This window comes from Archangium primigenium (assembly GCF_016904885.1).
Taxonomy (GTDB): Bacteria; Myxococcota; Myxococcia; order Myxococcales; family Myxococcaceae; genus Cystobacter; species Cystobacter primigenius.
This window is the reverse complement of the sequence record NZ_JADWYI010000001.1, coordinates 3517285-3535748: the sequence shown is the minus strand read 5'-3', so window position 1 is coordinate 3535748 and position 18464 is coordinate 3517285. Positions and strand designations below refer to the sequence as shown.

The 18464-nt window shown below is 70.1% G+C and carries 13 protein-coding genes; 6 read left to right on the top strand and 7 right to left on the bottom strand.

Annotated elements, in window-relative coordinates; all coding sequences use genetic code 11:
• Positions 1-285: 285 nt before the first annotated feature.
• A complete protein-coding gene (locus I3V78_RS14725) occupies positions 286-2001 on the top strand; it encodes a serine/threonine protein kinase (RefSeq protein ID WP_204488377.1) in 1716 nt (571 codons plus the stop codon).
• Here the strand turns inward: I3V78_RS14725 and I3V78_RS14720 are convergent, their stop codons facing one another.
• Together I3V78_RS14720 and I3V78_RS14715 are read right to left on the bottom strand one after the other, a co-directional pair.
• The gene (locus I3V78_RS14720) at positions 2002-3369 is read right to left on the bottom strand and encodes a class II 3-deoxy-7-phosphoheptulonate synthase (protein WP_204488376.1); all 1368 of its coding nucleotides are present in this window, start codon (positions 3367-3369) and stop codon (positions 2002-2004) included.
• Positions 3370-3417: 48 nt separating this feature from the next.
• Complete coding sequence (locus I3V78_RS14715; protein ID WP_204488374.1) at positions 3418-3972, bottom strand: hypothetical protein; 555 nt, start codon at positions 3970-3972, stop codon at positions 3418-3420.
• 162 nt (positions 3973-4134) lie between these two features.
• Here I3V78_RS14715 and I3V78_RS14710 point away from each other — a divergent pair, with 162 nt between their 5' ends.
• Together I3V78_RS14710 and I3V78_RS14705 are read left to right on the top strand one after the other, a co-directional pair.
• On the top strand, positions 4135-4596 hold the full coding sequence (locus I3V78_RS14710; protein ID WP_204488372.1) for an SRPBCC family protein: 462 nt from the start codon (positions 4135-4137) through the stop codon (positions 4594-4596).
• Positions 4597-4654: 58 nt separating this feature from the next.
• Positions 4655-5872 (top strand): glycosyltransferase, encoded by a 1218-nt coding sequence (locus tag I3V78_RS14705; protein ID WP_204488370.1) that lies wholly within the window; start codon positions 4655-4657, stop codon positions 5870-5872.
• Positions 5873-5923: 51 nt separating this feature from the next.
• Here the strand turns inward: I3V78_RS14705 and I3V78_RS14700 are convergent, their stop codons facing one another.
• From I3V78_RS14700 to I3V78_RS14690, 3 genes are all read right to left on the bottom strand, one after another.
• On the bottom strand, positions 5924-6679 hold the full coding sequence (locus tag I3V78_RS14700) for a DUF5953 family protein (RefSeq protein WP_204488368.1): 756 nt from the start codon (positions 6677-6679) through the stop codon (positions 5924-5926).
• Positions 6676-7602, bottom strand: coding sequence for a DUF6310 domain-containing protein (locus I3V78_RS14695; RefSeq protein WP_204488366.1), 927 nt, complete (start codon positions 7600-7602; stop codon positions 6676-6678). Before I3V78_RS14695 ends, I3V78_RS14700 begins: the two co-directional genes overlap by 4 nt.
• Positions 7603-8335: 733 nt before the next feature.
• Complete coding sequence (locus tag I3V78_RS14690; protein ID WP_204488364.1) at positions 8336-9736, bottom strand: protein kinase domain-containing protein; 1401 nt, start codon at positions 9734-9736, stop codon at positions 8336-8338.
• Positions 9737-9860: 124 nt separating this feature from the next.
• Between I3V78_RS14690 and I3V78_RS14685 the strand changes: the two genes are divergently transcribed.
• Positions 9861-10391, top strand: a complete 531-nt coding sequence (locus I3V78_RS14685) for an Imm21 family immunity protein (RefSeq protein WP_239577746.1) — start codon at positions 9861-9863, stop codon at positions 10389-10391.
• A 19-nt stretch (positions 10392-10410) separates the two neighbouring features.
• Here I3V78_RS14685 and I3V78_RS14680 read toward each other — a convergent pair whose 3' ends face one another.
• The gene (locus I3V78_RS14680) at positions 10411-11304 is read right to left on the bottom strand and encodes an aldo/keto reductase (RefSeq protein ID WP_204488360.1); all 894 of its coding nucleotides are present in this window, start codon (positions 11302-11304) and stop codon (positions 10411-10413) included.
• Positions 11305-11492: 188 nt separating this feature from the next.
• Here I3V78_RS14680 and I3V78_RS14675 point away from each other — a divergent pair, with 188 nt between their 5' ends.
• Entirely contained in the window at positions 11493-13955 is a 2463-nt protein-coding gene (locus I3V78_RS14675) for a CBM96 family carbohydrate-binding protein (RefSeq protein ID WP_204488358.1), read from the top strand.
• A 296-nt stretch (positions 13956-14251) separates the two neighbouring features.
• Positions 14252-16669: a penicillin acylase family protein gene (locus I3V78_RS14670; protein ID WP_239576428.1), complete on the top strand. Its 2418-nt coding sequence runs from the start codon at positions 14252-14254 to the stop codon at positions 16667-16669.
• 15 nt (positions 16670-16684) lie between these two features.
• On the opposite strand, the gene I3V78_RS40150 is transcribed toward I3V78_RS14670, so the two are convergent.
• On the bottom strand, positions 16685-18406 hold the full coding sequence (locus I3V78_RS40150; RefSeq protein WP_204488348.1) for an immunoglobulin-like domain-containing protein: 1722 nt from the start codon (positions 18404-18406) through the stop codon (positions 16685-16687).
• Between the last annotated feature and the right edge of the window lie 58 nt (positions 18407-18464).

Genomic DNA, 18464 nt, shown 5'->3' with positions numbered 1-18464 from the left:
AGAGGAGGCATTGGGGCCCACCGAGCCCCCGCCTCGGCTGGCACCAACGCGGCTCAAGCGCCGCGAAGGTGGCACGAAGCCAGGACGAGCACAGCGGAATTCCACCCCAGCCCCTCTCATTCGCCTCGCAGCCAACCATTTCCCCCACGGGCAAGAGGGCGCTGGGTGGAGGATTTCAGTGCACTCGAAGCCAGAAGGGGCCCGGCCCGAGGCGCGGAGAGGCCCGGCCGACCCGCGGGGGTGGGTTGGGAAGGTCACCCACGTTGCGGGTAGGATGCGCCCGACATGGAGCAATCGACGCGGGAACGATTCGGCCGGTACGAGATGGTGTCCAAGCTCGGCCGGGGCGGCATGGCCGAGACCTGGCGGGCCCGGCTGCTGGGGGCCGCCGGCGTCACCAAGCCCGTGCTCATCAAGAAGGTGTTGACCGAGTACGCCAACGACGACTCCTTCATCGCCATGTTCATCAGCGAGGCGCGCATCTCCGCCACGCTCTCGCACGGCAACATCGCCCAGGTCTTCGACTTCGGCCGGGCGGACGGCGAGTTCTTCCTCGCCATGGAGTTCGTGGACGGCCAGCCCCTGCACCGGGTGATGAAGCGCGCCCTCAAGACGGGGCTGCAGGGCATCCCCACGGCCCTCGCGGTCTTCATCGCGCTGGAGATGTGCCGGGGCCTGCACTACGCGCACACGCGCCGGGACGACAAGGGCGTGCCCCTGGGCATCGTCCACCGGGACATCTCCCCGGACAACGTGCTGCTGAGCTACGAGGGCCAGGTCAAGATCGTGGACTTCGGCATCGCCAAGGCCCGCGCCCTGCGCAACTTCCAGACGGAGCCCGGCGTGGTGAAGGGCAAGTACCTCTTCTTCTCGCCGGAGCAGGCCCGGGGTGAGGAGGTGGACGCGCGCACGGACGTGTGGGCCACGGGCGTCGTGCTCTACGAGTTGCTGTGCGGCAAGCTGCCCGTCTCCGGCCCCGCGTACACGGCGATGCCGAAGATCGTGGATGGGGCCTTCCCCTCGCCCCGGGAGCTCAACCCGGAGGTGCCCGAGGAGCTGGACGACATCGTCATGCGCGCGCTCGCGGTGGATGCCGACGAGCGCTTCGAGTCCTGCCACGCCTTTGGCGACGCGCTCGCGGGCTTCCTCTACACCTCCGCGCCGCGCTTCTCCTCCATGTCGGTGTCGTACCTGCTGCAGGAGCTCTTCCGCGAGGACCTGGAGGCCGAGGGCCGGGAGGTCCACGTCCCCAAATCCTTCCTCGAGGAGCTGTCACTGTGGCGCCAGGGCCGGACCGAGCCGCGAGGGCTCAAGGCCACCCCCGCGCCTCGCGCTGCCTCACCGGCTCCAGACGAAGCGCATGTGACCACCGCCGAGCAACCCGCCACCGAGTGGCCTCGCGGGCTCGTTCCCGCCTTGGGGGTGGGCGCCGCGTTGGTGGGTGCCCTGCTCCTGTTCCTGCACCGCGAGACACCTCCCCCGGCCTCTCTCGGCGCGCTCCAACCCCTGCCCCGCACGGCCCCCGCCGCCCCGCCCCCCGAGACCGCCGCGCGTCCCGAGCCGCCGAAGGTGGCCCCGCCCGTCCAGGCCCCCCCGCGCGAAGACCCTCTCTCGCCCACCGAGACCCTCGCCGCCGCGCCGCCCCCTCGGACCGCGGCCCCCAAGCAAGAGCCCGGGACCCATGTCCCCAAGCCCCCCGTGGCGCGCAAGCGCGACACCCCCTCCAACACCGACACCGCGTCCCTCCACGCGCGAGGGCTGCGGCTGATCCAAACGCGCGACTACAGGGAGGCCGAGAAGACCCTCTGGCAATGCATCCAAGCCGATCCCTATTTCGCGCCCTGCTACATGCTCCTGGGGTCCGCGGTCGCCCGCTTGGGCCGTTCCGCGGAGGGGGCGAGTTATTACCGGACCTTCCTCCGCCTGGCGCCCAACAGCGACAAGGCGCCCCAGGTCAGGATGCTGGTGGAGCAATACGACAAGGACCAGGCCTCGCGCTGATCAGGGCCGGGTCGGGCGCGGCAGCCGGCTCATGCGCCGGGCGAGGTGGAAGCTCATCTCCAAGGCCTGCCGGTAGTTGAGCCGGGGGTCGCACAGGGACGAGTAGTTGCGCCCCAGGTCGTGCTCGGTGAGGCCCACCGCGCCGCCCACGCACTCGGTGACGTCCTCGCCCGTGAGCTCGAAGTGCACCCCGCCCAGCACCGAGCCGAGCTGCTCGTGCACGTCGAAGCTGCGCTCCACCTCGCGCAGCACGTCGTCGAAGCTGCGCGTCTTGATGCCGGACGCGGTGGACACGGTGTTGCCGTGCATCGGGTCGCACACCCACAGCACGAGCCGGCCCGCGCGCCGCATCGCCTCCACCACCGGCGGCAGGGCGTCCACCACCCGCTGCGCGCCCATGCGGGTGATGAGCACCAGCTTGCCCGGCTCGTTGTCCGGGTTGAGCTGCTCGGCCAGCCGCACCGCGTCCGCGGGCGACACGCTGGGGCCCAGCTTCACGCCCACCGGGTTGCGGATGCCCCGGAAGAACTCCACGTGCGCGCCATCCAGCGCGCGCGTGCGCTCGCCAATCCACGGCAGGTGCGTCGTCAGGTCGTACCACCCCTGCCGCCACGGCACCTTGCGCGTCTGGGCCGACTCGTAGTGCAGGTTGAGCCCCTCGTGGCTCGTGTAGAAGTCCACGCGCGAGAGCTCCGACACGTTGCGCTCGCCCAGCGCCTCCATGAAGCGCAGGGCCTCGCTGAGCTTGCGCGTCGTCTGCTCGTACTCCTCGCGCAGCTCGCCCGGCACGGCCGCCTGCCGGAAGAAGCTCAGGTCCCAGTACTCCGGGTGGTGCACGTCCGCGAAGCCGCCGTCGCTCAGCGAGCGCACGAAGTTGAGCGTCATCGCCGCGTGGTGGTAGCAGGCCAGCATCAGCCGGGGATCCGCCCGCCGCGCCTCCGGCGTGAACTCCGGCCGGTTCACCAGGTCTCCGAAGTAGCTCGGCAGTTCCACGCCGCCGCGCACCTCGGTGGGCTTGGAGCGCGGCTTGGCGTACTGGCCGGCGATGCGGCCCACCCGGATGACGGGCCGATGGCCGCCATGGATGAGCACCAACGACATCTGCAGGAGGATCTTCTGCCGGTTGGTGATGATCTCCGGACGGCACTCGGACAGCGACTCGGCGCAGTCACCGCCCTGCAACAGGAAGCGGCGCCCCTGCTGCGCCTCGGCCAGCAGGTTCCGCAGCCGCTCCACCTCCCACGAGGTGACCAGCGGCGGCAGGCGTCCGAGCGTGGTGACCACCTCGTCGAGGTCCTTCGGATCCTCGTAGGCGACGTCTTGGGCGATGGGCTTCGTCTTCCAGGAGGCGGGGGACCAGGTGCTCATGCACGGCCAGGAGTATCACACCGGGCCCCCCGAGGACTCCTCCCCCCGTCAGCGGCGCGGGCCGCGGTCCTCGACCGGAGGCAGTCCCAGCTGGCGCTCGGCGTTCTTGATCATGCGCCGCCGGGCTTTCTCCGACAGGGGCGCCTCCCCCGGGGACACGTGCGCGCCCACGTCCTCGGCGAGCCCGCTGCCGCGCCAGCTCTCGCGGGGGCCGCCGGTGTCCAAGGGAAGCTCGGAGGAGACTGGACGCGCGAGGACGGGCCGCGAAGCGGCGTAGAGGTCCACGAGCGTCGCGCCCACCACGGTGGCGGTGAGGGCGCCCCGCCAGCGCGCATCCGCCCGAGGACGGCGGAAGGTAGAGGCCAGCGCGGCCAGGTCGAGCGCATCGCCCGCGACGCGCGCCCAGACCCACTCCGGCCGGTGCGGCTGGCGCAGGAGCCCCGCGCCCGCGGCGAGCTCCCGGACCCCGTAGGCGCGAATCCATCGCGTGCGGCGGCGCGGCAGGCCCAGGACCCGGGCGAGCCCCTCCGCGAAGACCAGCTCCGTCAGACCGATTCCCACGCTCGCCCATCCCAGGGCCCACGGCAGACGCGTATCGCTCATCGGCACACCCTCCATGGAGCGGAAGGTGGTGCTGGCGAGCACTCCACCACAAGCTTCCCGGAGCCCCGGGGGGTGTTCAGCCGCTCACCCGCCCCGCGAGCAGGCGGCACCCGGCCCTCGGAATAAGGTTAGAACCCGGCCTCCCTCCCGAGGAGCCCCGGAATGAGCGTGACCCGCCTGCGCCACCATGTGAAGGCCCCCCGCGCGCGTGTCTACCGCGCCCTGCTCGACGCGCACGCCATCGCCACGTGGCGGGTGCCGCCCGGCATGAGCAGCCAGGTGCACGTGTTCGAGGCCCGCGAGGGCGGCGCCATCCGCGTCTCGCTCACCTACGACGCGCCCGGCCCGGCCGGAAAGACCACGGCGCACACCGACACGTACCAGGGCCGCTTCGTGAAGCTCGTGCCGGACGAGCAGGTCGTCGAGTCGATCGCGTTCGAGACGGACGACCCCGCGATGCGCGGCGAAATGACCCTCACCCTCACCCTGCGCGACGCCCCCACGGGAGGCACCGAGCTGCTCGCCGTGCACGAGGGCCTGCCGAGCGGCGTGCGGCCCGAGGACAACGCGGAGGGCTGGCGGCTGTCGCTCGATCGGCTCGCGGCGCTCGTCGAGGCGGGCTGACGACGCCCCGGATGCCTGGAGTCGCAACGAACGTCCCATCGCCCTACCCTCCCGAGTCATGAGGATCCTCATCGCGGCCAATGGTTCGCGGGGCGACGTGCAACCGATGCTGGCGTTGGCGTGGGCCCTGCGCGAGCGCGGTCACGAGGCGGTGCTGGCCTCCAATCCCCGCTTCGCCTCGGAGGCGCACGCTTTCGGCCTGCCCTTCGTGTCCGTGGGGCAGGACCTGCAGCGGATCATGGAGGACCACCGGGACGCCTTCAGTGGCCAGCACTCGATGGGCAGCGTGCGGCGGATGCAGCACGCCATGACCGAGGAGGTGCGGCAGCAGTTCCAGCACCTGGTGCCCCTGGCCCGGGACTTCGATCGGGTGGTGGGCGGCGGCTTCGTCCTCGCCGCGAGGACGGCGGCCGAGGCGGCGGGTCGGCCCTTCTCGTTCGTCGTCTACACGCCCCAGGTGTTCCCCTCGGCGCACCACCCGCCCACCCTGCTGCACCTGACCCGCGCGCCGCGCTGGTTCGCCCGGATGGCGTGGTGGGGCATGGGCCAGGCCTACAACCTGAGCCTCCGGCGCGTGCTCAACGAGCAGCGCCAGCTCCTGGGCCTCGCCCCGGTGAAGGACGTGCTCCGCTACTTTTTCTCGCTGGAGCACACGTGGGTGGCGGCCGAGCCCGAGCTCTACCCCATGCCGCCCGACGTGGCCGTGCCCCAGGTTGGCGCCTTCTGCCTGCCGGACGCGCGCCCCTTTCCCGAGGAGCTGGAGCGCTTCCTCGCGGCGGGGCCGCCGCCGGTGTACGTCGGTTTTGGCAGCATGCCGGACGCGGCGCCGGAGCGGACCACCCGCATCATCGCCGAGGCGGCGCGGCGCGCGGGCTGCCGGGTGGTGCTGTCCTCGGGCGGCGCGGGCCTGGGCGGGAAGGGACTGGGGCCGGACCTGCTGCCCGTGGGCGCGCTCTCGCACTGGAAGCTCTTTCCGCGCATGGCGGGAATCGTCCACCACGCGGGCGCGGGAACGACCGCCGCGGCGGCGCGCGCGGGGGTGCCGCAGGTCGCGGTCCCCCATGTCTTCGATCAGTTCATGCTGGCGCACCGCGTGGTGCGCGCGAACCTGGGCGTCTCCCTGACGCGGCGCCAGCTCACGGTGGCACGCCTGGCGGCGGCCCTCGCGCGCATCCGCCAGGACGGCGCCATCCGCGCGAGCGCGGCGCGCACCGGCGAGCGCCTGCGTCAACACAACGCCCTGGAGACCTTCATCCAGCACCTGACGAAGACCTGAGCCCCTCCTTCGTCAGCCTTTGAGCACGGTTGGCGCGAGCTGTGCCGAGTCTCAGGGGGCTGCGCGCCCGCCAATCTCCGGGAAGCGCTCGTAGGCCCGTTTGAGCGCGTCCAGGTGGGCCGGGTCGTCCAGGTCGAGTGGTGAATCGGTGAGCTGCACGACCCACCCCCCTGATGCCGTGCGCCGTGAGCGTGAGAGCAGATCCGCGTCACGCGTGGGGTCCGGAAAACCGATGGCCCGTGCGGCGGCAGCCGACCAGTAATTCAGCCATCCGAGGTAGGCAGGAATCTCTGGCGCGCGGATGTGCTCGAAGAGTTTCAGGGAGGGCAGCCCCCGGCGTGGGGATGGCGGCCCTTCCAGCGTGGGTGCTGTTTGATACGCGATGTCCAGCGCAGCATCACCCGGCGTCGCATGCCCCCAGAACGCACAGGCCCCCTCCGCTATACGCTCCAGCATCTCCGCCGCTACCGAGATAACGACTGCGTCTAGTGGCAGCTTTGCATAAACTTGAAGTTGGGGTTGACCGCCGGGGCTTACATACGCGGATCGGTTGTGCCCGGCAATCATCACATGGTAACGCTCATCTTCGTTACATACCATCGGGAACTTGCCGCGCGTGGCCGCTTCAGCCAACCAAGCATCGCGGTTTGGCAACGCGGCAAGCCGTCGCCGCTCGTCAACCCGCCATTCCAAGCGTAAGTCGATTAACGCTCGTTCCAATCCATGGACGGCAGCAACCGTGCGGTTGTCATCACCCACGAGTGAGGGTGCGTAGACGGTCAGGGAGAGGCGGCTTTGCGTGTTCATCGCTTGCATCCAGTGACAACGACAATGAGAGAGGGATCGACGGCGAGCAGCGCGTCCTTGTGTGCTTGGGTGCTCACGCCAACAACGAAGCGATATCTACAGGCCAGTGCCGCGTCGCGCTCCTTGTGCAATTGTTCGAGTTCCTTCTCAATCTCCCGATTTTGGATATAGTCAGGGTATGTGTCGAATCGATGGGTCTTGATTTCCCAGAGCACAGGCACGCCGACTTGCAACGCATCGAAACTCACACCGTCCACGAGCACATCCATCCCGGGGTAACGGTTGGGCGGAAACTGGTCTGCGCACCTGTCATGCGCGGCGTCCTTGCCCTCATGCGGCACGGGTATGGGCTCGCACCTACGGCGGCGCTCTCGCTCCGCGACCTCCGTTGGCCCCACGGGAGGAAAATCTGGCCCCTTAGGGTCTGGCTTGGACTTCTGCCCTGGCGACGGCTTCGGCGGGGCGGTCTTTGTAACAGGCACCGGGCGCGGCACTGTCACGGGGCGCGTTTCAGGGCGACCCCTCCGCAATTCGTAGGTGTGCAGGGCCTCTTTGAGTAGGTAGCCCGCCACCACCACGCCCGTTACCACCACCGCCCCCACGGCAATCTCCGGCGCCATGAAGACGCACAGGCCGAACCCCACGGTCGCAGCCGCAGCGGAGGCCACCGAGCATCTTCCCGTGAGGTCGTGAAACTCGACGCGGTCATGGTCCAGGGCGTGATAGCACCGCTCCGCGAGGACGGGCCACGGCCGCGATGCCTCCTGGACCACGCACCCTCCTCCATCCGTCCAGGGCAGGGCCGCCGCTCGCTGGAGGTTGGCGTACCCCGGCTCCCAGTCCACGGAATCTTCCGGGCCCGGCGCTGACGTCGCGCAGGCGGAGACATAGAGCAGAAGTGCGATGCACGCTTGGAGACGCATGGCTGGGTCCTCCACAGGAGCTAGGACCTGGAGAGTCCTGGCGGGGCCGGTCGGAGTATGGAGACACACCCCGACAGCCACGAACGCGCGTGCGAGGAAAGCTCCGCTGTGTCGCGCATATGTCGCATGACGCTGCGGAATGAGCCTGCCTCCTGCCTTGCGGCTGCGACACAGGGCGCCTGTGCCCGCGCAGCGCTCCCGCTTGCCTGCGGCTGTCCAACCCCCCTTGCCCGGGTAAGCGCTCACTCGTCTGCCGCTCGACGCTGGCGCCGCCTCGCTGCACGCCCTCTTGCCTGGTTTCGTGGTTTGTTCTTCCTTACCCTCCGGGCGGCACCGCGCTGGGACGTTGCGCTGCGCAACGCTCGAGCGTCAGCCCTGCCCTGCACATCCCGTGTTGCGCAGGAGGAGTCCGACCGGCTTTTGTGCGGGACTGCCGTGTTGCACGTATGTCGCAGGAGCCTGCGGAATGGCCTGGAATGGGGCGGGACAGGAGGGGACGCGGCAGGATGACGACTCCCACGCATTCCGGGCGGTTACGAGGTAAGTGCGCGATTCTGCTGGGAGTTTCGCACCGCCCGGCGCGGGTTCGATTCCCGCCGCCTCCACTGGAAGGAAACCGCCACCGCTCGCTCCCGTTCAACAGCCACTCAAGCAAACAGAGCGCACCGGGTCAAGGAGGGCAGTCGCTCGAATCTATTGGCATGACGCCCCCACACCGTGAAGGCCTGAGCCGCTACTTCTTTCCCGCGTCCACGCTCACCGGAACGGAAGGGGACTTGGCGACAGGCAGCAGACAGCGCCCGTCATACGCCACGGTTTGCGCTGGGCAGTTGGGCGGCCGGTGCTCGGTCGCCAACCAGCAACCCCCACTGACTTCACGCTCCAGGCCCGCCGTGCAGGGTGCTCGCTTTTGATCCGGAACCAGACGGGGTGGCGCGCCGGAGCGAGCCACGGTCATGTTCTCGGCGCTTTGTGTCAGCCAAGCCTTCAATGACGCGGGTCCAGGCGGTGTCTGTCCTTGAAGCCAGAAACACACGGCGGCCACCGCCCCCACGCCCAAGGCCATCACCACCGGGAGGAGATGGCGCGCGGACCAGCGCTTCGCGGGGACCGTGCGACGGCGATAGCCCCGCCGCGGCTTCTTGTTCTTCCACTTCGCGATCCACGCCTCGACGTCCACCGGCCCACCCTCCGCGACGAGGTCCTCCGTGGTGGGCTCCTCCTCATTCCAGCCATGGCACAGGGACCGCGCCCACTCCGGCGCTTCGCGGGAGGCGTCCAACAGCGCCCCCAGCTCCCCTCCCAGGGCGCTCATGTCCCGAATCCGGAGCAACGGGTCCCGCGCCAGCATTCGCAGACACAGTCGGGACAGTGACTCGGGGACCCGGGCATTGCGCGCATGGGGCGGCGTGGGCGCGCCCTCCAGGATGGTCTCCACCAGCGCCGAGTCCGGACCCGTGAAGGGATACACGTCCGTGAGGAGCACGTAGAGCACGACCCCCAGGGCGTACACCTCGTCCGTCCCGGCATAGGCGTAACGCGCGCCGGGGACACGGCCCTCGCGTCGGCTGAAGGCGAGGGACTCGGGGCTGCGGTAGTACACGCTGGCGGGAGCCAGGGCGCCCTGTGTCACTCGGGGCGCCAGGGGACTCGAGCCCGCGCCGAAGTCCACCAGCACGGGCGCGCCATCCGGCTCGCGCACGAGCACGTTGTCTCCCTTGAGGTCCCGGTGGAACACCCCCCGGGCATGCAGGGCCGCCAGGGCCCGGACGAGGGGCAGGAGCTTCTCCACCACGTCCCGGGCGGAGGGGTTGTGCTCCCGCGCCCAGCCATACAGCGTGGGGCCCGGCACGTATTCCATGACCAGCACCAGGTACTCGGGTTGCTCCTCGGGCCATTGCAGGTGGCTGCGCAGCTTCACGACCTGGGCGGACTGGCGGGGCAGCAGGACGAACAGCTCGCGCCAGCCCCAGTCCCCCACGCTCTCCAGGTGGATGAACTTGAGGGCACTCGGCCGCCCGTCACGCCAGGCCAGGAACACGCCCCCGAAGCCCCCCTGCCCCAACTTCCTGTCGATGCGGTAGCCGCCCACGTCCAGGCCCGGCGTCACCCGCGCTTCGAGTCCGAAATCCACGGTATCCCTCCTGAAGCGACACGCCGATCCCCATGACTTCCGGGGTCCTGCGCGGGGGCGTCATCTCCCAAGTAGGACCCTAACACACGCCCATGACGTTCCAAGGAGGTTACGCTCGGTGCCCATGACGACCCAGAAGCCGCAGTGGATCGCCTCCGAGGGAGGACCCCTGGTGATGATGCCCCGCTCGAAGGCCTCGTCCTGGAACGGCGTCGAAGGGGACCACTACGATGACGCCTGCCAGATCGATGACTTCGCGGGAGTCCTCAAACGAAGCTGGGGGGACATCCTCGTGCTGGGGGACGAGCCCGCCCAGACGACCCTCATCGTCCGGCAGGATGGGCTGGCGCTCCTGCGGTGGCTCCACGCCCCCTCGGAGCAAGACCTGCTCGAGCTCGCGCTGCGCTGGGCTCCGGAAGATCCGCCCTCACCCGTCGAGCGGCTGAGCATCCGACTCCTCGATGAGCCCTACATCCTCTTCGACAGTGTGCAGCACGGTCAGTCCATCGAGCCCATGGACCTCCAACCGCCCCCATCGGCCAGGACGCTGACGACCTTCGTGGTGAAGGACGAAGACAAGCAGGTGGGCTTCATCCTCCACCGGTTCGATCACACCCTCTCCAAGGGGCACCTGACGCTCGTCCCCCGGGAATGACCCCCCGTGGCCCGTGCGCCTACTTGCGCTGGCCCTGCTGCTTCCAGGCCTCGCGCCCCTGGGTGTCGAGCGCGCGGAAGTCCTCGTCGGAGAGCGTGAGGTGGGCCGCGGCGGTGTTCTCCTCCAGGTGCTTGACCTTGCCCGTGCCGGGAATCGGGAGCATCACCGGGCTGCGCTTGAGCACCCACGCGAGCGCCACCTGGGACGGCGTGGCCGAGAGCTTCTTGGCCACGGTGTCGAGCAAGGCGCCCGGGGCCGCGAGGTTGCCCGCCGCCAGCGGGTACCAGGGAATGAACCCGATGCCGTTCGCGGCGCAGTGGTCCAGCACGTCCTCGCTCTTGCGGTTGGCCAGGTTGTAGAGGTTCTGCACCGTCGTCACCTGGAAGAAGCGGCTGGCCGCCTGGATCTCCTCGACGCTCACCTCGCTCAGGCCCAGGTGGCGGATGAGGCCCTCCTTCTGCATCTCGGCCAGGACGCCGAACTGCTCGTCGCGCGGCACCTTCGGATCGATGCGGTGCAGCTGCCACAGGTCGATGCGCTCCTGCTTCAGCCGACGCAGGCTCATCAGCACGCACTGCCGCAGGTACTCGGGACGTCCCAGCACGGGCCACACGTTGGGCCCGTGGCGGGTCAGGCCGCCCTTGGTGGCGATGACCACGCCCTTGGGATGGGGCGCCAGCACCTCCGCCAGGATGTCCTCGCTCACGTAGGGGCCGTAGCTGTCCGCCGTGTCGATGAAGTTGATGCCCAGCTCCACCACGCGCCGGACGGTCCTCCGGGCCTCCGCGGGATCCTCCGGCGGGCCCCAGATGCCCTGTCCGGTGATGCGCATCGCGCCGAACCCCAGCCGATTCACCTCCAGGTCACCACCGATCTTGAAAGTGCCGCTCGCCTTCGCGTTCGTCTCGGCCATGTCTGTCCTCGCTTCGTGCGGGTGTGTAGGGGGCCCCCTGGATAATCCGGCCCTGGCCTCCGCGCGTGAGGGAAAAGGTCACGAGGTCCACAAACCGTCACATCCCGTCGGGGCTGGACTTGTTTCCCGCCTGGCGCATCCCATGTTGAGCCTCGCCGCGGGGGGGACGGCCCGAAAGGAGCCGTAACATGGAGTGGTTGAAGAAGGGCCTGCGAGGGGTGGGAGCCGGAGTGGCCGTGGCGGTGTTGTCGCACGGGGACGCCGCCGCATCGGCCGAGGTGCCAGCGCGCGAGGGGGCCGTCCAACGGACGTGGACCGTCCCGACCGAGGGCGATGCTCATGTGGATCAAGGCCAACCCGCCCAGAACTTCGGGGACTCGGCCACGCTGTTCGTGTCGTCGTCCCCTCGGCGCGACGCCTATCTGCGCTTCACGATCGAGGGACTCCGGGGAGAAGTGACGAGCGCGAAGTTGCGGCTCTACGCCACCTCGCCCACGGACAACGGGCCCCGTCTGACCTCGCTGCTCGCGTACTGGAATGAGCGGGGCGTGACGTGGAACGCCGCCCCGGGCCTTCACGGCGAGGTGCTGGCGGATCTGGGCGCCGTGGCCCAGGACACGTGGGTGGAGTACGACGTGACGCCGTCCATCCTCGGCAGCGGAACCTACATGTTCGGTCTGCTGGGGGATTCGATCCACGTCGCGGCCTTCGCGTCGAAGGAGGATCCCCGCGCCGAGCGTCGGCCCCAGCTCGTCATCACCACCGCGCCGCTCTCCGACTGCATGCCGCGCACGAGCACCCGGAGCGTCTCGACGGGGTATATGACCCGGACCGCGTATGCGTCCGAGAACCGGCCGGGCGCGTGGGCCGGTGCGTACGGGCCCTTTCGGGTGAAGGGGGCGCCGGATCGCATGGAGAGCTACTTCAAGCTCGCCTATCCGGGAACCCTGCGGTGGACACCTCGGAGCATCACGCTGCGACTGTTCGCCACCTCGGGCACCCTGGACGGGCCCGCGCTCCATCCCGTCAGCACCGCCTGGTCGCGCAACGCGTATGGCGTGGAGGACGTCAACTGGTACTCCCGGCCCGCCTTGCTGGGCCCCGCCGTGGACAACCTCGGCGCCATCGCCTCTGGCAGCTGGGTGGAGTACGACCTGACCCGCGCGGGGCTCCGTGCCTATCAGGAGTACGCGTTTGGCCTGTTGCCCGAGTCCTCCGACGAGGTGCGCTTCGTCACCAACGCCTCCGGTGTTCCCGCGCCCGAGCTGCACCTCACGCTGGAGTCAGACGAGTACTGCACCTACCGCGGCACGGGCGGAGGGCGGCTCGGGTGGGCGAAGCAGCACGGCGGCCGTCAGGACGAGCGGCTGTACCTGATGGCCACGGACGTGCGCGGCGGCTTCGTGGCGACGGGGCACTTCGGAGACTCGCCCCTGGTCCGCCCGGGCGACGTGGTCCTGGCGCGCTTCGACGCCGAGGGCGGCCTGGCGTGGACCCGCCGCCTGGCCACGGACTCGGTCCAGGCCCGCGCGCTCACCGTGGCGCCCGATGGCGGCATCTTCCTGGTGGGCAACTACCAGGGCACGCTGGATCTGGGCGCGGGCCCCCTGCCCCGCTCCCCCGCGCTCAACCAGGGCTTCTTCGTCGCCCGGTTCTTCCCGGATGGCCGGACGGAGTGGAGCCAGGGCTTCGTCCTCACGCCGACGGATCCGCGCGACTATCCCTACCTGACCGTGAGGCCCATCGAGGCCGCCAGCGAGCCCTCGGGCGGACTCGTCGTCGTGGGCGCCCTCAGTGGACCCCTGGACCTGAGCGGACCGGCGGGCTCGACGGCGACCCATGATGTCCGCAATGGGGGCTTCGTGGTCCGCCTCGACGCCCAGGGTCAGCCCGTCTGGTCCCGCTCGCTCTCGGGCGATTCCGACACGTCCGCGTGGGTGCAGAGCGTGAGCACGGATTCGGAGGGCGGCGTCGTCCTCACGGGAGAGATGGGCAGCGCCTCCGATCTGGGAGATGGACAGACGACGGGCCAGGAGCGCGCCTCCTTCATCGCCCGGTACTCCCCCGAGGGGGACCTGCTGTGGAAGCGGGTGTTCCTCTTCGATCGCGGGAGCATCCGGAGCGCCCGGTTCGTGGGTGACCAGGGGCAGGTCGGCTTCGTGGCGAGCATCGGAGGACCCTTCTCCTTCGCGGGCGAGTCCCATGTCGGTGGGATGCCGGGCGGCACCGAGCCGGCGAACGTCTGGAGCTTCCTGGGAACGCTCGACGCGAAGGGGCGGGACGGATGGATTCGCGAGCAAGGCTACTTCGCGGGCGAGTTGCTGGCGGGCCGTGACGGGACCCTCACGGTCACCGATCTCAGTCAGACCTGGAACCTGGGAGGAGGACTCCTGGATCCGGTGACGGGAGGGCCCCGGCTCGCCCGGTACTCCTCGACGGGCAGGCACCTGTGGTCACGGGCGCTCGACGTGAGCCTCTATGACCCCTACGGCACCCAACTGCCTCCGGACTGGACGCCCCCCCGGCTCGCGTTGCTGCCGGGCGGCGGACTGCTCGTCGGAGGCGTCTTCGCCCGACCCCTCCAACTCGACGGGCGGAGCTTCTCGTCTCGCGGCGCCGCAGATCTGCTGTTCTTCCAGCTCGACCCCTGATCAGACCCCCACGGGGCAGCACGCCGGACTGTCCGGCGCTCGAATGAACGTCGCCCCTCGGGGAGGGCGTCACGAATGCGCGATGTGTCCACATCAACGGACCCATCCCCATCGAGGCGCGCACCGAGGGGTCCGCGTGTTCAATCGGCTACGCGTGCGGGAGGACCCGGACACTTCCGGTCCTATCTGTCCGAGAATCCCAGCATTCTGATTTTGTCCGGCTTCCTGGAGCGCTGACGGCCCCCACCGGGAGCGCTCCCGAGAGGATGACCATGCGTTCCTGGGTGCAGCGTTCGATGAGGCTCGTGGGAGTGACCTTCCTGTGCATGTGCGCATGCCTGGGAGAGGACGAGACCTCCGCGTCCATCCGCGCCACCCTCCGGCGCACCGCCCATGGCATTCCGCACATCACCGCGGCGGACTACCGGGGGATCGGCGCGGGGCTCGGCTATGCCCAGGCCCAGGACGCGGTGTGCATCCTCGCCGATCAGCTCCTCAAGGTGCGGGGCGAGCGCGCCCGCTCCCTCGGTCCAGGGACGAACGACGCGAACATCGACAGCGATCTCACCTACCTGGGCCTCGGGCTGCTGACACGGGCCCAGGCCGCGTATGACCAGCAGACCCCCGCCGTGCGGGAGCTCGTGGAGGGGTTCGCCGCGGGCTACAACCACTACCTCCAGGAGACCCCCGCGTCGCGGCTGCCCGCTCCGTGCACGGGCGCCGCGTGGGTGAAGCCCATCCGGGGCGTCGACCTGCTCGCCTATCACCTGGACCTGTCGATGTTCGACAGCACCGCGCCCCTGCTCGGCTACCTCGCCCATGCCCAACCGCCCGGGGTGCGCCCATCGGCGGCGGCGTCCCCCTTCCCCACCGCCCTCACGTCCCCGTCCCGCGCGACCGACCTGGGCAGCAATGGCTGGGCGATTGGCCGGGACCGGTCGGCGGGAGGGGGCGGCATGCTGCTCGCCAATCCGCACTTCCCCTGGGAAGGCGCGCTGCGCTTCTACGAGAGCCACCTGACGCTCCCGGGCACGCTCGACGTGTATGGCGCCTCGCTGCTGGGCGTGCCGGTCATCAACATCGGGTTCAACCGCCACGTGGCCTGGACCCACACCGTGGCGACCTCGAGCCACTTCGTCCTCTACCGGCTCACGCTCGCCGACGACGCGCCCACCACCTACCTCTACGACGGCCAGCGCCGCGCGATGACCCGGGACGCGCGGACCATCGACGTGCTCCAGGAGGATGGGAGCCTGCGGCAGGTGACGCGCTCGTTCTGGCGCAGCCACCACGGCCCCCTGCTCCACGGCCCCGGGTTGGAGTGGAGCACCCGGACGGCCTATGTCATCCGGGACGCGAACGAGGGCAACCACCGCTTCGCGGAGCAGTGGCTGCGCATGAACACCGCCCGGAGTCTGGCGGACCTCGCCGCGGCGGACCGGGAGGCGCGGGGCATCCCCTGGGTGAACACCATCGCGGCGAGCGCCACGGGCGAGACCCGCTTCGTGGACGCCTCCCGGGTGCCGAACTTGAGCGCCGAGACCGTGGCCGCCTACCGCGAGTCGCTCCAGCACGACGCGGACACCCAGGCGCTCGCCGCCCAGCGCATCCTCTTGCTGGATGGCGGCACGTCCCGCGACGAGTGGGTCCGCCAGGGAGGAGACCCCTCCGGACTGGTGCCGCTCGCGGACGTGCCCCAGTTGCTCCGGCCGGACTTCGTGATGAACGCGAATGACTCGGCCACCTACACGAACCCCGCCGCGCCGCTGTGGGCGCTGCCCTTCGGCTACGAGACCCATGCGCCGACCCAGGGCCGCATCAGCCCCCGCACGCACATGAACCTGGCGCTGCTCACCGAGCGGGGCGCGGCGTCCGCCTCCGGCAGCGATGGGCGCTTCACCCGGGAGGAGCTCGCGCGGGCGCTCCTGGACAACCGCTCCTGGATGGCCGACCAGCTGCGCGAGGCGGTCGTGCGGCGCTGCCAGGCCGTGGACTCGGTGGACGTGGAGGGCGTCCCCGTGGACCTCACGCGGGCCTGCCACCTGCTCGCCACGTGGGACGGCCGCTTCACGGCCAACCGCACCGGGGCGCTCGTGTGGCGGGAGTTCCTCGGCGGCTTCAGCGCGGCGGACCTCGTCGATCAAGGCGCCCTCTTCGCGCGGCCCTTCGATCCCGCGCGGCCCCTGTCCACGCCTTCCGGCCTCGCGCCCGCCCCCGATGCCGGTCCGGATCCCCTGCTCGAGAAGCTGGGCGAGGCCGTCTCCCGCCTCACCGCCGCGGGGCTCCGGGTGGACGCACGCCTGGGCGAGGTGCAGTACACGCGCAAGGGCCGGCAGCTCCTGCCCCTGAGTGGAGGACTCGGCCAGGAGGGCGTGCTCAACGTGGTGGGCTACACGCCCGCCAACTCCACCCTCTTGCCCCGCACCGAGCGGGGGCCCGTGCTCTCCGAGCGCACGGGCCTCACCGCCCAGGGCTACCCCATCAACAACGGCACGAGCTTCGTGCTGCTCACCGAGTTCACCCGGAGCGGCCCCCGGGCGTCCGCGCTGCTCACCTACTCCGAGTCGACGGACCCCGCCTCGCCGCTGTTCGCGGACCAGACCCACCTCTTCTCCCAGACACGGCTGCGCCCCGTGCTGTTCGACGAGGCGGACATCCAGGGGGATTCCGCGCTCCGGATCACCCGGCTCGACCTGCGGCCCACCGAGCGGTGACGCGGGCCGCCGGTCCTACGGCTCGAGGACCCGCACGATGCGGACCGCGAAGCCGATATTCCCGGACCGGTCGGTGAGGACGTACTGCCGCTCGTAGAACCCCGGCTGGGACGTGTTGACCGTGCCATACACCTGGACCTGGGAGGTGATCCACGGGCCGTATCCGTCACAGCCGTCCTCGGCCGAGTAGCCCGGCTCCTGGTAGGGCGTGCCGTAGGGCACATCCAGGTACGTGGGGCCATGCAGGGTGACCGTGGGCTCCTCCGTGTCCACGATGTTCCACTGGGTGGCGCACGACGCCGAGTTGCCCGACAGGTCCGTGACGGAGACATGGTTCGTCTGGATCCCGGGCTGGCCGATGTAGTTGGGGCTCGTGCCCGTGTAGGCGATGCCGCAGTTGTCTCCGTACTCGAAGTCCGTCATCACGCGCTGGCCGCTGTAGACACACTGGTACGTCTTGGTGGCCGGACAGGTGATGATGGGGGGCGTCACGTCCGGCGCGCACGAGAAGGGCTGGACGAGCCGGTAGGAGACATTGGCGGGGGGATTGTAGGCGGCCATGAACCGACCCGGCCCGGCGGCGGCGATCCCCAGGCCTTCGGACTCCGCGGGATAGGCCTCCGCGAGGCGCTGCTCCGACCCCGCGTCCACCGAGCCGTTCGGTGACAGGCGCGCGGTGAGCAGACGGCGCGCCCCCTCGCGCACGCCCGACCAGAGCACCCGGTAGTGCTCGCCATCGAAGGTCGCGTCGAACGAGAGGCCCCACTGGGCGCTGAGTGTCGAGTCCAGCAGCACCGCCGCGCCGAGCAGCGCGCCGTCCGAGGCCCGCACGCGCCGGGCCCACAGGCCGTTGTCCGACCAGAGCACCAGGAACTCACCGCCCCGGGACGCCACGCGGACGTTCACCGAGCTCGCCGCGGACAACACGATGGGCGAGGCATCGAGCACCTGCCCCGCCGAGTCCACCCGCACCGCTTGAATGCCGCCAGACTCGCCCCACACCGCCAGGCTGGTGCCCCCGGTGCTGGAGACGTGCGACCGGGACGCCTCACCGACGACGAACGGCTGGGCGTCCAGGACGTTGCCGTCCGAGGGCCGAACCCGCCGGCCCAGGGTCTTGAAGTAATACTCTTGCGGCGCCGGGAAGTGCGTGCCCATCCAGGTCAGCAGGTAGTTCGTCCCGTCGAACGACACGGCGGCATAGCGGCCCACGATGCTGGAGTTGGGCCCCTCGCTGTAGAGCCGGGGCGCGGCGTCGAGCAGCGCGCCGTCCGAGGCCCGCACCCGCCGACCGAAAACGGTGGGCAGTCCCTCGGACCAGACGACGAAGAAGTTCTCGCCATCGAAGGCCACGGACGGCCGTTCGATGAAATGTCCACTCCCCGGAGCCAGCACGATGGGCTGCGCGTCCAACGCCACACCATCCGAGGCCCGGACCCGGCGGCCGTAAAGCATGGGCGGAGTGCTTTCCGTGTACTCCATCCAGGCCAGGAAATAGATGCCATTGCCCAGCGCCACCGAGGGCTCGGCGGACGTGGCGCCCGCCTGCGGGCCGGTCACCGACGTCGGCGCCGAGGCCTGCAAGGGAAAGATCAATTGCGCCTGGGCGGTGGTCTTCAGGGCCCGCGGGGGCTCGGACTCGGAGACATCCGTCGGGCCACACGCGGCGAGCGCACTGAGCAACACGGTGTGGCGCGCGAGCGCGCGCCACGCGAAGGAGAAGTCGGGGGTCTTCACGGAAGGGCACCTTTCGTTGGGGCCCCCGTGTCTATCACGAAATACAGCTTTGACGTGA

Excerpts from the sequence above, each read along its gene's own strand:
- I3V78_RS14725 (WP_204488377.1), top strand. The coding sequence starts at position 286 with ATGGAGCAATCGACGCGGGAACGATTCGGCCGGTACGAGATGGTGTCC.
- I3V78_RS14720 (WP_204488376.1), bottom strand. The coding sequence starts at position 3,369 with ATGAGCACCTGGTCCCCCGCCTCCTGGAAGACGAAGCCCATCGCCCAA.
- I3V78_RS14715 (WP_204488374.1), bottom strand. The coding sequence starts at position 3,972 with ATGAGCGATACGCGTCTGCCGTGGGCCCTGGGATGGGCGAGCGTGGGA.
- I3V78_RS14710 (WP_204488372.1), top strand. The coding sequence starts at position 4,135 with ATGAGCGTGACCCGCCTGCGCCACCATGTGAAGGCCCCCCGCGCGCGT.
- I3V78_RS14705 (WP_204488370.1), top strand. The coding sequence starts at position 4,655 with ATGAGGATCCTCATCGCGGCCAATGGTTCGCGGGGCGACGTGCAACCG.
- I3V78_RS14700 (WP_204488368.1), bottom strand. The coding sequence starts at position 6,679 with ATGAACACGCAAAGCCGCCTCTCCCTGACCGTCTACGCACCCTCACTC.
- I3V78_RS14695 (WP_204488366.1), bottom strand. The coding sequence starts at position 7,602 with ATGCGTCTCCAAGCGTGCATCGCACTTCTGCTCTATGTCTCCGCCTGC.
- I3V78_RS14685 (WP_239577746.1), top strand. The coding sequence starts at position 9,861 with ATGACGACCCAGAAGCCGCAGTGGATCGCCTCCGAGGGAGGACCCCTG.
- I3V78_RS14680 (WP_204488360.1), bottom strand. The coding sequence starts at position 11,304 with ATGGCCGAGACGAACGCGAAGGCGAGCGGCACTTTCAAGATCGGTGGT.
- I3V78_RS14675 (WP_204488358.1), top strand. The coding sequence starts at position 11,493 with ATGGAGTGGTTGAAGAAGGGCCTGCGAGGGGTGGGAGCCGGAGTGGCC.
- I3V78_RS14670 (WP_239576428.1), top strand. The coding sequence starts at position 14,252 with ATGAGGCTCGTGGGAGTGACCTTCCTGTGCATGTGCGCATGCCTGGGA.